The organism is Bacillus sp. FSL K6-3200 (assembly GCF_038630485.1).
Classification (GTDB): domain Bacteria; phylum Bacillota; class Bacilli; order Bacillales; family Bacillaceae; genus Bacillus; species Bacillus safensis.
The window spans coordinates 1,950,223-1,966,548 of the sequence record NZ_CP152032.1; the positions used below are offsets into that span (position 1 = coordinate 1,950,223).

The window sequence follows — 16,326 nt, forward strand, 5'->3', positions numbered from 1 at the left end:
GAAGGAGGAGGCGGCTAGGCACCGCCTCTTTTTTAAAAAGGAGTGTAGCTTCATGCGCATAGACACACCGCCGATGACAAAAACACCAGTGCCCAAAGTCAAACGTATGCGGAAAAAATGGAATGGAGACCAGCTGCTGGCGCTGCTCTTTTTAGCCCCGTCAGCGGTTTTATTATTCATCTTTGTTTACGGTTTTATTGGCTGGACAGGATATGTGTCATTATCAAACTGGACCACGCTTGTTCCTGATTTCTCTTTCGCTGGTCTTCGCAATTATGTCATGCTGTTTCAAGATTTCCGCTTTCAATCAGATCTTCGAAACACGGTCTTTTTCACTTTGTTTTTTATTGGAGCGGTCATTGTCTCTGGTCTCGCACTTGCGATTTTACTAGACCAGAAGATCAAGGGGGAATCTCTTTTTCGAAATTTATTCTTCTTTCCGATGGCCCTATCCTTCGTTGTCACAGGAGTCGTATGGCAATGGATTTTAAACCCGTCAACTGGGGTGAATTTATTTTTGAAAACGCTTGGTATCCAGCCTAAGTGGTATACGGATACGAACATATTGGCCGGATTTGTCTGGGGGAAAATTGAGTTTGGTGTACCTGCGGCCATGATTGCTGTTGTGATTGCAGCTGTTTGGCAAATGACAGGCTTCTCTCTGGCGATGTATTTGGCGGGTCTGCGAGGAATTCCAGAGGAAGTAAGAGAGGCTGCTAGAATGGATGGCGCAACGGAGTGGCAGATTTACTGGAAAATCATCTTCCCTCTTTTAAAACCGATTACTGCAAGTGTCGTTATCATCATGGCTCATATTTCTTTAAAGATCTTCGATTTGATTTACTCGATGACAGGACCGGGTGCGAACTTTGTCACGGATGTTCCGGGCGTGTATATGTTTGAAATGACCTTTAGAGGAAACCATTATGCAGGAGGTGCCGCCATTGCGGTTGTCATGCTGATCTCTGTTGCGGTCTTTATCGTGCCATATCTCCTGTCGAGCCGGAAGGAGGCTTCATCATGACAGCCAGATGGTTTGTCCGTCCAGTCCTTTATGCTTTATTGATTTTGTGCAGTCTCTTTTTTCTGATGCCTGTTTATGTCATGCTCGTCACAAGCTTGAAGCCATTAGGTGAAGTCACCCTTGAGCGAATGTGGTCGCTTCCATCTACTATCGATTTTTCAAGCTATCAAATCGCGTTTGAAAAGCTGGCACCCAATTTAATGAATTCTCTTTATCTTGTCATTCCTGCTACTTTATTGTCCGCTGTTTTAGGTGCAATGAATGGCTATGTATTATCAAAATGGCGTTTCAAAGGATCAGAAATCGTCTTTACGCTGATGCTGTTTGGGATGTTTATTCCATATCAAAGTATCCTGATCCCACTCATTCAATTTTTGCGTGAAGTCGGATTGTATAATTCAATTCCAGGGCTTGTGCTTGTCCATGTCGTATACGGACTTCCGATCACAACGCTCATGTTCCGAAATTTCTATGTGAGCATCCCCGATGAAATGATTGAATCGGCGAAAATGGATGGCGCAGGTTTTATCGGGATTTTCAGACATATGATTCTCCCGCTTTCGATCACAGGATTTGTTGTGGTGGCGATTTGGCAGTTCACAAATGTGTGGAATGAATTTTTATTTGCAGTCACGATGACCACTGCGGAGCATCAGCCGGTCATGGTTGCCTTGCAAAATCTATCAGGCAGTCAAATTGTGCAATGGAACGTCCAAATGGCAGGGGCGATATTGGCTGCGCTGCCGACACTACTCGTTTATATTCTTCTTGGAAAATACTTTGTCAAAGGGCTACTCGCAGGCTCTGTCAAAGGGTAAAACATTTTTTGTGTTATCGTTTTCATTCGGTGTACTGAAAGGATTGACTTCTCTTTAGATAGCGTCATAATAAAAGTTGAGACTTACTAGTTTTCATCAAGCTAGGTAAAGATTATCAAAGGGTAGCAAAGGGAGGAGTCATCCTGAATGAAGCAGTCACCAATTTTTTTACTGCCTGAATTGAAGGAGAGAATATGGGGAGGTACAGCCTTAAGGGATCAATTTGGCTATGATATTCCTTCTGATCAAACGGGAGAATGCTGGGCAATTTCTGCTCATCCAAACGGGCCAAGTGTCGTGAAAGACGGTCCATATAAAGGGAAAACGCTGATCGAACTTTGGGACAATCATAGAGAATTGTTCGGGGGGATAGAAGGCGACCGCTTCCCGCTGTTAACCAAAATATTAGATGCAAACCAAGACTTGTCCGTGCAAGTTCATCCAGATGATGATTATGCGGAAAGACATGAAAATGGCGAGCTTGGAAAAACAGAGTGCTGGTATATCATTGACTGCGAAGAAGGAGCAGAAATGATCTATGGGCACAATGCAAGAACAAGAACTGAGCTTGTCACCATGATGAATAGTGGAGATTGGGAAGGTCTTTTGCGGCGGGTGAAGATTAAGCCTGGTGATTTTTATTATGTGCCAAGCGGTACTATCCATGCGCTTTGCGAAGGAACGCTTGTCCTTGAAACGCAGCAAAGCTCAGATACAACCTATCGTGTATATGATTATGAACGAAAAGACCAGGATGGCAACGAACGTGAACTTCATTTTGCGCAAGCGATTGATGTCACAACGGTTCCTCATGTAGACGGGTATGCAGATGAATCAGTTGAAACGCGCCGGGGAGTGACCATTCGTACATTTGTCGAAGCAGAATATTTCTCTGTGTATAAATGGGAAGTTGATCAAAAAGTAGAGCTTTCGCAGGATTATCCATTTTTGCTATGCAGTGTGATTCATGGAGAAGGGTCTTTAGAGCATGATGGAAACACATATCCACTGCCAAAGGGCGCTCATTTTATTCTACCGGCTGAAACAGGAAACTTCTCAATTGAAGGATCTTGTGAACTGATTGTGTCGCATATATAAAAATGAAAAGACTTTCAAGCTGTCATGTCAGCTTGAAAGTCTTTTTTATTACAAATATAGAAAGGTTAGTTTAGAACTTTATAAAAAGTGTCCATTGCTTTTTTATTATACTCTTTATAATTGAATGGAGCATAAGACGTGTGTGTCTGAGAGCTAAAGTTGTTTAAACCTTCTATAAGCCCATCAATACTGTTATTGACTAGAGCTCCGTATTTACCATTCTCTAAAACAGTCCTATTGGCAACGATATCTGTCGCTAAAATATCCATTCCTAGTGTCATTGCTTCTAAAAGGACCATTGGCTGCCCTTCATAATGTGAAGATAAAACAAAGCAATTACACATTTTTAGGATGGTAAATGGGTTTTCAACTTGGCCTACTAAGAACACATGGTTTTGCAATTCAAATTGTTCTATTAACATTTGAAGGTCATTCTTTAGTGGACCGTCACCGAGAATATATAGCCTGCTATTTGCGTTTGTTTCGACATGTTGCTTAAACGCAGTGATTAAATTATCTTGCCCTTTCTCTGGAGATAAGCGTCCCATATTAACAAAATTATAGTGATGTTTTGATGGATAAGGAACAAACTCATTTCTTATCTGGAACCCGCGAATTTCGATGATTTCAAGTGCTTTTTTATCTACCCAGCCTATTTCTTCATTATTGAGCTCTATTGCACAGTATGTTGATATAGGTGTGGTGACCTCTTCAGTGACATCAACTTCTTTTTGATTATATAGATAATAATCTTCCACGACTTGAAACCGTGTATTTTCATTTGTTTTATTATAAATTTTAAACTCATTCAAATGAAGCAAGGCAGAATAACTCACTTCTTTACGATTTAAAATAGATTGAGGGTCTAATTGTTTAAATGCTTTTACGTTTAACCACCCAATCACTTTTCCATCATAAGAAAATTGATAATAGGTAGATGAGTTGGTTTTATGGCTCTTGGTTACAGCTACGATCGCATCTTTATAGAGATCAGCGCTGCAGACTTCAGCATAACCGAAATTTGGATATGCTTTAGACCATACTTTATGATTTTCTGTATGAACAATCTTCATTTGCTTGTTTAAATTTCTTTCTAAAAGTGTTCTATTATTCAAAGAGTGAATAAATTCTTCATGTTTATGGTAATTTTCAGTTAATAATGTGTGCTTTTCTTTTTCGATCAATGCTTGTTTATCTTCAGGGAGATCAGCATTTACTTCGTAATTTTTCAGTATTTTTAGTGCTGAGGAATCTATCCAGCCTATTAGTTGTTTATTAATATAAAATCTGCTATAAACGGAACGTTCAGTTCTAGCTTCTCTATCTATTTCCACCATAATGTTCTTATATGGATGGCTAGAAGAAACCTTTTTAATTCCCTTCGTTTTAAAGGGTTTTGACCAAATATCATTGCGCTTAGGAGATGCAATCACTGCTAGTTTATGAACTTCTTCTTCACATATAATGCTATCTGGTAGAATCTTAAACGCTTCTTTATTCAACCATCCCACCACATGATCTTCATAAGTGAATTTGTATAAAACTTCGTTTTGTTTTGTTACAGCTTTTCTTGTAATCATGACCACTTTATTTTCAAATTCTTTAGCTGAAAAAGTGTGGGAATTATTTTCTATTAATGTAGGGAGTATTTTATCGTGTTTACTGCTTAAAATTTTAGCCCTGGATTTAAAAGGTTTATTCGATATGATTAGGCTGTTATCGTCTTCTTCGCTAGAAGTTAATTCTGTTCCTAAAATTTTGTCTGGGTTAATGGAGTTCATTACATAATCAAATTTACTTTCTTCTGCATATTGAGATAAATTCTGTTTGTTTAACTCCATTGTCCCTTTAGAGACACTCACTAACTTATCGAATTTATCATATATTGTGAATAAACCTCTCAGATTAATTCTATGAGGTTTCTTACCGTTAATCGTTCTTTCGCTATCTGAGAGAAGATCATTATGCATAAAACATATTTTTGTTTTCGCATCTGCAGAAACAAGATATTTAGCCCAGTATAAACTATAGCCACTAAAATCAATCACATGATCAAAAGTGGATTTTCCGAATAGGCGCTTGAATTCTCTGGAATAAGCTTCTTGTGGATAGAGTCTTTTTTCTAGTTTCCCTTTTGCTCCGCGATTATGAATTAATTTATCTTTATAAACTTCTTGCAGAGTATATACAGGTAAGCCCGGCTTGAAGATAAATCTGACATTTTTATTGACTTTTGCAATATTATTTAATACTTCTTTTGAGTTTGGTGTACTCATATAACAACTCACATCATATTTATCATAATCAATATTTTGAGTTAAGTTAATGAAAGAGGAAGTAATACCATTATTTTTCATACCTCCTGGATATATCAATATCTTTTCTTTCACTTTATTATGAGTATTGATGCAGCGAACGGTTTCAGTCTCATTATTGAAGATAGCCTCAACTACTCTTTCAGTCACTTTACCATCGTCGTACTTTGTGAAGTCATGTTTAAACCGCTCATACTTGGTTTTGAATTCTAAACTTATTTCCTTTATTCGACCAATTGATTCTGCCAAATCTCTTATATTATAGACACGAGGTCCTGGAAGGTCTTCAAGATTAAAATACATTCCCCGTTCTTCGTTATATTCATCTGCGTCCCACATATAAAATAGGACTGGTTTATTTGTAACTAAAAAATCAAAGAATATACTCGAATAGTCAGTGATCAATAAATCGGTCGCACTTAAAAGCACATTTGTATCAATAAAATCCGGTATAAGCCGGCCTTGTAATTCCGTTGATCGACTTGCTTGGTGATAAAGAAATGGATGAAGCTTAAGAAGAATATTATATTCTTGACCGCATCGTTCTTGTAAGTAATTCAGGTCAGAAGTGATCTGAGTTAAATTATTTTTAACCTTACCAACATTCGTCCCTTTCCATGTTGGTGCATATACAATAGTTTTTTTCTCTAAAGATAGGCTAACTCCAAAAGATTGAAGATTTTTTTTAAATGCGAGAGGGTCAGTATTTAACGTTAGATCAATTCTTGGATATCCTTCTTCTATTATTTTCCCTGAAAAAATGTGTTTTAGCTTATAGCTATTTAAGAACATACTTGTTGTATGTTCATTTGGGCTAATAAGATAGTCTGAGCTTAAAAAATTTCTTAATACGTTCTGAGAATGTGCGGGATTTCCTGGAATATCAAAGCCCATATACTTTAATGGTGTACCATGCCACGTATTAATATAGACTTGCTCTTCTTTACATATAAAAAATGGTTGGAAAGTAGAGTTATTGATTAAATATTTTGCAGTGGCTAAATATTTCAAATAGTCTTTAGAATTTCTTTTGACAAAAATCACGTTTTTGTCATCTCTATACTTATTTAAAATTGGTTTTAATGTTTCAAAGTCTTCAATAGACCAAATGTGAGTATAGTCTTTAAAATTAGGCTGATGAAGCAAATATTCAAAAATGGCTAAAGGACTATCAGTCATGCTTTTTCCATCTCTAGATTCATAAAGTACGGTTTTATCAACAACATCAAGATGTTGATAATAGTATGCATATAGGTTGTTCCTTTGGTGTCTCTTATCTTTAATAAAATTTCTTAAAGGGTCTTTTAGAAAGTTTATTTTTCTTTTTAAAATCTTTTTGTTCCGTTTTAGGATCTTCTTAATCATGATTGTGACTCCTTTTAATATTCCTTTTTAAAAAGTCAAGAATTTGTTGTAATATACAGACAAGGGAATTTAAAAATTCGATAAAAAAATACAAATGATGCTATATGATACCATATCTTTAAAGAGAAATTAATAAAATACTGAATCTTTAATGGAAAGTTAAGATGATGAAATGATATTTAGGGGAAAAACATCCTGAAAATGTCATTTTTCATAGATAGATATAAATATATTGAGTCTTTAGTTGTTAAAATAATTAGGTGATTCTGTCGATAAAGAGATTAGTAAGCTATTATGCAAATTTAAGAGAGGGACAGGGAACATGAAAAAAACTATCAAGATTATGTTACTCGCAGCTGCCTTTAGTATGACATTACACACGGGTAAAGAAGCGCAAGCAGCCTCCTATGTCGATCAATCCATTTATACGATGAACACCTCAAAGGTATTTACAACAGAAGCAGAAGTGAAAAAAGCAGTGGAAACACTGAAGAAAGACAAAAAGTGGACAGCCACTTATCAAACCTCAGGAAATACGTCGACCTATCAGCTCACTGCTTCAGGATATGAGTCGCAAGCAGCAGCGAATGCAAGCACAGCTGCATTAAAAAAAGAAGTGGGCATGAGTGGTACGGTCTCTCCAGTAGGTGACCGACTTCCTTTACAAAAGGTCGTATCTGACCCAGTCAATGATGAAAGTCAGGCGAAAAAGCTCTCACTTGAATTAACGAAAACATCAGGGCTCAATAGCTCCTATGAAGTCATCAATCAAAGCAGACCTTCTTATCAGGTCATATCAGGAACCATCGATTCTGAAACGAAAGTGAAAAATATTCAAACTGAGCTGCAAAAACAGGCAGGCGTCACCAGTACATACCAAACCGAAACGCAAGCTGGCACTGTGTATCAGCTGATTTCAAGCGGTATTGTTGGACAAAGTAAGGCGAATACCATTCTGCAAGGTTTTCAAAAGGAATCAGGCTTAAATGCAGTGCTTCAAACGGTGACAGCGGGTAAGCCGTATTACATCGTCACATCCGGTGCACAAGCAAGCCAGTCTAAAGCACAGACGCTCCTTACCCAGCTGCAAAAAGAAACAAAGATTAGCGGGAAGATTCAAAAGACAGGTGCCTTAAAAAATGTCTACAGCTTGGAATCAGGCTATTTCAAAGACAACAAACAAGCAGCTTCAGCTGCGGCTCAAATTAAGAAGCAAACCGGTGCTGCAGGTACTGTGCAGCGAGTGGGAAAAACAAAAAATTATATCGTGAAGCTCAATCAATTAAACGATACAGCTTACGCAAAAACGGTGGCCTTTTTCAAGAAAAAGAAATGGCGCTACACGTCCAAAAAGATTTCTTCTACACAGCCATATCAAGTAGTGACGGGGAATCTTTTAGGAGATGACCAAGCGAAAAAAGCAGCGGCTTTCTTCCAAAAGAAAAAAGTATCTGCGACAACAAAAAAAACAGGCAAGGTATCAGACAGCACGTACCGACTCGTGGTCAATCAAGCAGTGGACCAAGCGAAAGTGAATAAAGGTGCCGCATACTTAAAAACGCAGAAGCTGACAAGCAGCATCAAGACAAGTAAGGGACAAGCTGTCAGCAAAACGTATAGTCTCAAGACAACGCCTGTATTTGAACAAAGTAAAGTGAAGCAGGCTCAAGAGATCATCAAGAAAAATGGCATTGCCAGCAGTACAAAAACGCTGACAGAAGCGGTCAAGCAATACCGTATCACGACAGAGCCGACAGTGAATCAGACAAAACTGAATCAAGCACTTAGCTATTTGACGAAACAAAAAATGAAGGCAGCTGCTCAAAAAACAGGCGCAGCCGATTATGCTCAATTTCAGATCAAAACAGGTGTCATCTCAACCACTGCACTTCGTGACCAAGGCATGGCATTTTTCAAAAAACGGAATGAAACTGCTGCGTATACAACAACAACGAAACCAACTTACAAAATCAACATTACGCAGCAATTTACAGGGTTACCAACTGTAAATGAAGCCATTGCTTTTGTGAAAAGCCAATATGGCTGGACAGCCACAGCTGTAAAAATTAAAAATGGTCCAATGGTCATGCAAACGAATTACAACCTTACTGTCAATGAGATGGTAAATAAACAAATGAAGGTATCACCACAGACAGATGGTGCGGCCTATGTTTATGCGCCATATGTAGACCAAGCAACATCGACAGTGAATACGGACGGTTTAAATGTCCGTTCTACACCTGATTCGAGCTCTGCAAGCAACATTGTGGCACAGCTCAATAAAGGAGCAAAAGTGAAACAGCTTGGAAAAGAAGGAAACTGGATCAGGATCAACCTCGGCTGGAGAAATGCAAGTGCAGCAGAGGTGCAAAAATATGTAGATCCAGCTAATATTGCCGAAGGCACGCAATCTTATTTTCAATTTCTGAAACTCTCTGAAACTGCGAATCTCAATCCGGCAGAGGTCAATTCAAAGATTTTAGCAGGAAAAGGGATTCTTGCGGGTAAAGGACAAGCCTTTATTACAGCAGCAAAAACGTACCATATCAACGAAATTTATCTTATTTCTCATGCGCTGCTTGAAACGGGTAACGGAAGTTCCATTTTAGCGAATGGTACAATGTTTAATGGAAAGAAAGTATATAACATGTATGGCATTGGCGCATATGACAGCAATCCGAATTATCTTGGTGCAAAGTATGCGTATGAACAACAATGGTTCACGCCAGAGGCGGCCATTATTGGCGGAGCAAAATTCATTGGCAACAGTTATATCAATAATGCCACATACAAGCAAGATACAATTTATAAAATGCGCTGGTCAGCTGCAGCAACTCATCAATATGCAACAGATATTGGCTGGGCTTCAAAGCAAGTGACTCGCATGTTTAGTTTGTATAACCTGCTTGATGACTATACGCTTTATTACGATATCCCGGTGTATAACAAATAAAAAAACGTCCGTGCTTCCTAATGAGAAGCCGGACGTTTTTTGTGTAAGAGCAGCTGCTGTTCAATAAATGAGAGGAGCTGCTGACTGGATTGTCCCTTTGAATATTGGTTCCATTCCTCAGCAAAGGTTTTGATTCGTTCTTTATTTGTTGATCTGTTTAGGTGCAAAAACTCCTGCAAGAGCATGTCTTGAGTGACGCAGGCCTTTCCAGGAATGAGGTCTTCATACCGATCGACTAAGCCGCGTTTCTCCCGATAAGTGTCTAAGTCATAAGTGAAGAACAAGACAGGCTTTTCGAGCAGTGCATACTCAAACACAATCGACGAATAATCTGTCACTAGGACATCACAAGCACAAAGCAATGGATAGAGCGGCTGATCGGACACATCAAATATCCATTCACCGTCTGTTTCTGCTTTCGCTAAATGTTTGACAGCAGGATGAAGTTTGACGAGCAGAATGTACTCGCCATTCAGCTCAGTTTTCAACTGCTCTTTTGAAAAAGGCAGGACAAGACCGTCCATTGCAAAGTCTCGATAAGTCGGTGCATAGAGCAGAATCTTTTTCCCTTTTGGAACATCCTTCAGCTTCAAGGAAGGATGGGGCTGTTCATAGTACACATCCGTCAGTGGTACACCAGTTGGTAAAAAGCGTTCATCATTGAATCCAAACGAGGTCTTGAAAATCTCACGCATGTGATCTGAGCCTGTCACGATGTAATCAAAAGACGCATAAACACGTTTGAAGCGTTCGATGTCACGTGGACTCCGGCCAGAATTTGAAGCATCTTCAAGCCCGAACTTTTTCAAAGCGCCATTGGCATGCCAAACTTGAATACAGGTGGTAGAAGGCCGTTTTCTGAGCACACTCGTCATGAGAAAGTAATTATCCGTCACAACAACCTTGCTTTTAAACATCGTATACATACATTGAATGAGATGGAGAGGGTTTTTTTCATGAAAATAGCGAAATGACAGATGAGGCCCGTCCTTTTCTATCGCAGAAGCATGCTTCGTATAGAGGACAGTGAGCTTCATTGTCATGTTCGCCTGTTGTTGATAAGTATGAATGAGAGCAGCAGCATTCTCTTGGAATGAAACAAGCAGCGTCACCTGGTTTTCACGAGGTTTCACGCCGCTCATCAGCCATCCAATGAAAGAAATAAAAGCTGCGTAACATGAAATCATCATTGAGCGTATATTCATCATTTATCAGTCTCTCACAGCTGCTTCGTCTGATCCTTTACCTGCTCAGGATAGTAACGTTTTTTTCCTTTGCTTTCCTTTAAGACGGCAAAAGCGTACTTAGGAATATTCAGCATTCGTTTCCATCTCCATGGATTCACAATCAATCTGTACAGCCATTCTGTATTTGTCTTAATCATCCAGCGTGGTGCACGCTTCACTGTTCCGCTAAATACATCAAAGCTTCCGCCTAAACCGATGCAAACAGCCTGCGGGAATAAATGGCGGTATTCATAAATAAAGTTCTCTTGGTTTGGATAACCTAAAGCAACGAACACCATATCAGGTTTCGAGCGCGCGATTTGCTTCGCTACGAAACGTTTATCGGCTTGATATCCGTCACAGCTTCCTGCAAGGACCACATTTGGATATTCCGTATCAATTCGCTGTTTCACAGCCTCAAGCACTTCTTTTTTCGCACCATATAAAAAGATTCTTTTAGACTGTTTGTTTGCTAGATCAAGCATAGACATGAAGACATCAAAGCCGGCAATTCTTGACTTAAGCGGACTTTGGGTCATGCGAGACATCAATACGACGCCTATACCATCCGGCAGTACATAATCCGCAGATGAGACGACTTGATGGTACGCATGATCCTTCATGACGGCATAGCCTATCTCTGGATTGACAGTCGCAATCATGGCGCCTCTTCTCTGAGAAATATGGTGCTGATTCATATAACTGATAAATTCATCTAAGTCGCCGTTTACATAAGAAAGGTTAGAGACCACTTCTGTTTGCATTGTTTAGACCTCCTTTTTATCTTGTTATCTATGAACGTTCATTGTAAATTCAATCTTTGTCTACTCATCATTTTATCATAGATGCTCCATGAAATATTAACAATAACTTTACAAACCTTTAAATTTCATGACATTTTCAGCAATTCATATGGACGATCCTTTGTGAAACATTGATTCTTCGGACTTTCCCTTCTGTGCCCAATAAATTGGAAATAGTTTGTCTTTACATTTTCTTAACCTTTCATAGGCGTTGTGATATAATGAACTTCCGAAGAGCGAAAAAATGATCGATGATAATAGGATTACGGATAACATTACTGCTTGAAGCAGACGAATAAGGATGAAAGAAAGGAGTTTATGTTTGCAATGAAGAAAGTTATTACTTACGGTACATTTGATTTATTACACTGGGGGCACATTAAGCTGCTAGAACGTGCAAAGCAGCTTGGAGATTACTTAGTGGTGGCCATTTCTACAGACGAGTTTAATTTGCAAAAATCAAAAAAAGCTTATCATAGTTACGAGCATAGAAAGCTGATTCTTGAAACCATTCGTTATGTTGACGAAGTCATTCCAGAAAACAGCTGGGATCAAAAAGTCCATGATGTGCAAGAGCATGATATTGATGTGTTTGTTATGGGAGATGACTGGGAAGGCAAGTTCGATTTCTTAAAAGAACATTGCGATGTCGTGTACTTGAAGAGAACCGAAGGCATTTCGACAACACAAATTAAAGAAGAAATTGCTGGACTTTAATAGATCAAAAAAGTACTTCTTATCTTTTGGTAAGAAGTACTTTTTCATGTAAAATACAATGAGTAAGTCAACAATATTATGAAGGAGAGCTTCCTTTGTTTCAAAATTGGATGAAGAAAAAAGTTGAACACACATTAGATCAACCTGAACAACTTGAAACAATGACATCAGTTGACATGCCTGATATGGACTACTACTTTATTATGGGTGATGTACCAAAACAGGATGAGAGCTTAACGAAGTCTTTAAAGACAAGAATAAAGCCATTAGCTGATCAACATAAACGTACTGCAATTTTAACTTTGAATTATGATGCAAATGTGAAGGAACGTATTCACAGCATGGAAGAGATCTTTTCTCCTGAGGTTGACATCTTGAATGTGTATGAACACTATATTCTACCGGAAAGCGGTAGTAAAAGACGTTACTCGGAATTTATTGTTGGTGAATCATCGCATTCGATCAATGAAGCAGTGATTCCTGCAGATGAATCCACGATTCAAGTGACGAGATATGAACGATCTTCTTCTCCCATTTGTTATATTGAACAATATAATGAAGAGCAGCAATTGGTGAAAAGGGAAGAATATAATTGGCAGGGCGTTTTATGCAGAGTTCAAAGCTTTGTTCCCCATACAGGTGCACTATACTTAGAGGAACTGATCAATGACGATGGCAGTATTTATATGGAGTTCATCTACAATGGAGATGTAAAAAAGAATCCGGTTCGACATATTAATTGGTATAAAAAAACAGGGATTCAAACATTTACAAAGAAGACGGATATTAAACAATTATGGCTGTCCAGCATTCAATCACAAAATGACCGTTTGAAATTGATGATCACAGAAGACCGTGATCAAGACCGCCATTTGTTTAAAATTGAGCAGCCTGAAACAACTTATTATGCTACATTTGTGCATGACGCACATTATGAGGAAGAGCAGCATCAGCTGAAACCCCAATATGAGGAATTGTTTAAACAAATAAGAAAACAGCAAGTGGATGCCGTATTCTTTGGAGATACTAAGCATAAAGAAGATGTCGAGAAGGTTTTAGGAGAACAAGCCTGTTTTTATATTATGTCTTCTGGTAAAATGTCTGTTTGGAATACAGCACTTTATCATATGCTCGAAAATCGTGAGCGTAAAGACGAACTAAGAAGGATTGTAGATTGTACAAAATGGATCTTGCGTGATCTAAGCTCTGAGAACCATGTTCTTCATCTTCAGCTTGAGTTAAAAGATGAAATGAGTCATGCGGATCATGTACAAATCGATTTTGCAGGATATGATCGAGTGAATGGGGCTGAAATCATTTCTCAAACAATCGATGAAAACCTTTTAGTCAGCTTTCCAATTGGCCATTTTCAAACAAAGAAAAACATTGAAATTAACCAAACGAAATATGTTGATTTTTACATCCGGTTTAAGACAGAAGACCGGCAAGAAGTCCTGCATCGCCTAAAGGTAGATGAAGAGTTGCTCACCAACAAACCTTCATCGCTAGATGGATGGTCGTATCAAACGAAACAAGGAAACTATTCTTGGAAAGTGAAGTAGCGATACACTAACAGTAAGATTTCTGAAACAGAGGAGATTAACGATTAATGATTGAAGAGGGAATTCATAAGAAGAGTGTCGTTGAAGGGTTAAAAAATCAACATGATAAACTAGAAATGCTCATTCGCATCGACGATGACATGCCATTAACAGAAAGAAAATTTTATTTGTTTATAAGGGAGAGAGTGTCAAAACAAGAACTTTTTCTTCCGCTTGTTCATCAAGAAGAGAATCTATTCAAATTGGTATTGAGTGATACATCGCTTCCGCTTGCGTTAGAGCAAGGCCAGACATATAACTTGTATGTCACGGACTATCTGAGCACTAACAAAGAAGAGGATGAAGACGAGCTTGAGGACTCAGCCTATGATTCTGATTCAGAAGAAGAGGAAGACGAAGTAAAAGAAGCGGATCTCAATACAGATATTGAATCTGAAGAGAAAACGTCATACTATAAACGCCGTTTAAAAATGGAAATAGAAAAGCCTGAGCTGACTTTTTTAGAAAATAAAGACGCCATGCTGTATATCATTCCATACCGCACAGACAAAGGGAATGCTTCTTTGAAAATCAAACGTGAGCTGAAGGTTGTAAAATTCAATCATATCGAGCTCAACAAAGGATGTATGTTATCTTTATCCGGTTATGCAGGCGTTCTAAGTGCAGAACATCCGTATGAGATCAAAGAAGCAAAGCTTCTATTGAAGAAAAATGGTGAAGAACCAATTGAGCATCGTTTTCCGGTAAATATCACCCATATAAAAGATGAAGTGATCGAATACCGTGAAGATCAACGTGTACCACAGCTTTATCAATTTTTAGCAGAAGTTCCTTTAGAGGAATTGACCTATTCCTTGAACAAACGCCTTGTATATCGCTTCTATCTTGAATTTATCTGCGATGTGAACGGAGCAGAGGAAACATTAACAACCACTTCTTTAGTGCTTGGAGACCGCTCGAACAAACTCAAAGGACTTGTTCAAATCCATAAAAGAAACGATGTACCGATTCGATATGAAGTGTACCGAAAGAAAAAGAGACAAACGCTTGGCATACGAATTAATGATTACACAATGAAGACACGTGCGAAGTATTACGTTAAAAGCAAATGGAAGAAATTCAAAAAGCAGATCGGCAAAATCAAAAAAGTCCGTAACCGCCTTGTGACAAGAACGTTTAAAACGACCTTTAAGCTGGCGAGTAAGCTGTCTGTGAAAAAGAAAACCGTTGTATTTGAAAGCTTTAATGGAAAACAATTCAGTTGTAACCCGCGTGGGATTTATGAGTATATGAAAGAAAATCACCCTGAATATACGCTGATCTGGAGCGTTAAAAAGGGTCATGAAGCACCGTTTAAGGAAAAAGGAATCTACTATATCAATCGTCTGTCATTGAAATGGATCTTTGCGATGGCAAGAGCTGAGTACTGGGTCGTAAACAGCCGTTTGCCGCTATGGGTTCCAAAGCCAGATCACACAACATACTTGCAGACTTGGCATGGTACGCCGTTAAAACGATTGGCAATGGACATGGACGAGGTGCATATGCCTGGAACAAACACGAAGAAATACAAAAAGAATTTCACGAAAGAAGCATCGAATTGGGATTATCTCATTTCTCCTAATGCCTACTCGACTGAAATTTTTACACGTGCGTTCCAATTCCAAAAGACTATGATTGAGTCAGGATATCCGAGAAATGACTTCCTTCACAATCAAAACAATGAAGAAACGATGAGAGCACTGAAACAAAAAATGAACCTGCCGCTGGATAAAAAATTGATCTTATACGCACCGACATGGAGAGACGACCAATTTTATAAAAAAGGGCAGTACAAATTTGATTTAGACCTTGATCTGCATGAGCTGAGAGCTGCAATCGGAGATGAATATATCATCATTCTGCGTATGCACTATCTAGTTGCTGAAAACTTTGATTTAGGACCATATGAAGGCTTTGCCTATGACTTCTCCCATTACGAAGACATTAGAGACCTTTATATGATTTCTGATCTGCTCATCACAGATTACTCATCTGTGTTCTTTGATTATGCAAACCTCAAACGTCCGATGTTGTTCTATGTGCCAGACATTGAAACATATCGAGACAAGCTCAGAGGCTTCTACTTCGACTTTGAACAAGAAGCACCTGGACCACTTGTGAAAGAGACAGCAAGTGTCATTGACTGGGTAAGAGAAACAGAACAGCCGACCTTTACACTACCAGAATCATTCGCACCGTTTTATGAGAAATTCTGCTACTTAGAGACTGGAGAATCTTCGAAGCGGGTCGTGGAAGTGGTGTTTGAATAATAAATAATGATAAGCACTATTAAGGGGAATCAATCAAAATGTAAACCACCTTAATAGTGCTTTTTTTGGTTTGATTATTTAAAATTGTAATTTATCCTCCAAGATAATGTTAACTTTGTATTAGGTATATGTT

The 16,326-nt window shown here is 38.5% G+C and carries 10 protein-coding genes; 7 read left to right on the top strand and 3 right to left on the bottom strand.

What is annotated here, in order from left to right:
- Nucleotides 1-52: 52 nt before the first annotated feature.
- The 3 genes from MHI60_RS09875 to manA all read left to right on the top strand — a co-directional run bounded on the left by MHI60_RS09875 (nucleotide 53) and on the right by manA (nucleotide 2,940).
- Nucleotides 53-1,024 (top strand): sugar ABC transporter permease, encoded by a 972-nt coding sequence (locus MHI60_RS09875; RefSeq protein ID WP_144483722.1) that lies wholly within the window; start codon nucleotides 53-55, stop codon nucleotides 1,022-1,024.
- The gene (locus MHI60_RS09880; RefSeq protein WP_044333316.1) at nucleotides 1,021-1,842 is read left to right on the top strand and encodes a carbohydrate ABC transporter permease; all 822 of its coding nucleotides are present in this window, start codon (nucleotides 1,021-1,023) and stop codon (nucleotides 1,840-1,842) included. Before MHI60_RS09875 ends, MHI60_RS09880 begins: the two co-directional genes overlap by 4 nt.
- Before the next feature lie 147 nt (nucleotides 1,843-1,989).
- A complete protein-coding gene (gene manA, locus MHI60_RS09885; RefSeq protein ID WP_048237582.1) occupies nucleotides 1,990-2,940 on the top strand; it encodes a mannose-6-phosphate isomerase, class I in 951 nt (316 codons plus the stop codon).
- A 65-nt stretch (nucleotides 2,941-3,005) separates the two neighbouring features.
- Here manA and MHI60_RS09890 read toward each other — a convergent pair whose 3' ends face one another.
- Complete coding sequence (locus tag MHI60_RS09890) at nucleotides 3,006-6,620, bottom strand: CDP-glycerol glycerophosphotransferase family protein (RefSeq protein WP_144483718.1); 3,615 nt, start codon at nucleotides 6,618-6,620, stop codon at nucleotides 3,006-3,008.
- Nucleotides 6,621-6,942: 322 nt separating this feature from the next.
- On the opposite strand from MHI60_RS09890, the gene MHI60_RS09895 reads away from it, so the two are divergent.
- Nucleotides 6,943-9,573 (top strand): glucosaminidase domain-containing protein, encoded by a 2,631-nt coding sequence (locus MHI60_RS09895; protein WP_144483715.1) that lies wholly within the window; start codon nucleotides 6,943-6,945, stop codon nucleotides 9,571-9,573.
- 17 nt (nucleotides 9,574-9,590) lie between these two features.
- Here the strand turns inward: MHI60_RS09895 and MHI60_RS09900 are convergent, their stop codons facing one another.
- Nucleotides 9,591-10,781: a CDP-glycerol glycerophosphotransferase family protein gene (locus tag MHI60_RS09900; RefSeq protein ID WP_144483712.1), complete on the bottom strand. Its 1,191-nt coding sequence runs from the start codon at nucleotides 10,779-10,781 to the stop codon at nucleotides 9,591-9,593.
- Nucleotides 10,782-10,792: 11 nt separating this feature from the next.
- Nucleotides 10,793-11,563, bottom strand: coding sequence for a WecB/TagA/CpsF family glycosyltransferase (locus MHI60_RS09905; RefSeq protein WP_144471996.1), 771 nt, complete (start codon nucleotides 11,561-11,563; stop codon nucleotides 10,793-10,795).
- A gap of 366 nt (nucleotides 11,564-11,929) precedes the next feature.
- Here MHI60_RS09905 and tagD point away from each other — a divergent pair, with 366 nt between their 5' ends.
- From tagD to MHI60_RS09920, 3 genes are all read left to right on the top strand, one after another.
- Complete coding sequence (tagD, locus tag MHI60_RS09910) at nucleotides 11,930-12,319, top strand: glycerol-3-phosphate cytidylyltransferase (protein ID WP_095409705.1); 390 nt, start codon at nucleotides 11,930-11,932, stop codon at nucleotides 12,317-12,319.
- Between the two features lie 95 nt (nucleotides 12,320-12,414).
- On the top strand, nucleotides 12,415-13,881 hold the full coding sequence (locus MHI60_RS09915) for an alpha-glucosyltransferase N-terminal domain-containing protein (protein ID WP_144483709.1): 1,467 nt from the start codon (nucleotides 12,415-12,417) through the stop codon (nucleotides 13,879-13,881).
- Nucleotides 13,882-13,928: 47 nt separating this feature from the next.
- The gene (locus tag MHI60_RS09920; RefSeq protein WP_144483706.1) at nucleotides 13,929-16,193 is read left to right on the top strand and encodes a CDP-glycerol glycerophosphotransferase family protein; all 2,265 of its coding nucleotides are present in this window, start codon (nucleotides 13,929-13,931) and stop codon (nucleotides 16,191-16,193) included.
- Nucleotides 16,194-16,326: the final 133 nt, after the last annotated feature.

Bases quoted from the DNA above. Each gene is read 5' to 3' on its own strand.
- MHI60_RS09875 (WP_144483722.1), top strand. From the start codon at position 53: ATGCGCATAGACACACCGCCGATGACAAAAACACCAGTGCCCAAAGTC.
- MHI60_RS09880 (WP_044333316.1), top strand. From the start codon at position 1,021: ATGACAGCCAGATGGTTTGTCCGTCCAGTCCTTTATGCTTTATTGATT.
- manA (WP_048237582.1), top strand. From the start codon at position 1,990: ATGAAGCAGTCACCAATTTTTTTACTGCCTGAATTGAAGGAGAGAATA.
- MHI60_RS09890 (WP_144483718.1), bottom strand. From the start codon at position 6,620: ATGATTAAGAAGATCCTAAAACGGAACAAAAAGATTTTAAAAAGAAAA.
- MHI60_RS09895 (WP_144483715.1), top strand. From the start codon at position 6,943: ATGAAAAAAACTATCAAGATTATGTTACTCGCAGCTGCCTTTAGTATG.
- MHI60_RS09900 (WP_144483712.1), bottom strand. From the start codon at position 10,781: ATGATGAATATACGCTCAATGATGATTTCATGTTACGCAGCTTTTATT.
- MHI60_RS09905 (WP_144471996.1), bottom strand. From the start codon at position 11,563: ATGCAAACAGAAGTGGTCTCTAACCTTTCTTATGTAAACGGCGACTTA.
- tagD (WP_095409705.1), top strand. From the start codon at position 11,930: ATGAAGAAAGTTATTACTTACGGTACATTTGATTTATTACACTGGGGG.
- MHI60_RS09920 (WP_144483706.1), top strand. From the start codon at position 13,929: ATGATTGAAGAGGGAATTCATAAGAAGAGTGTCGTTGAAGGGTTAAAA.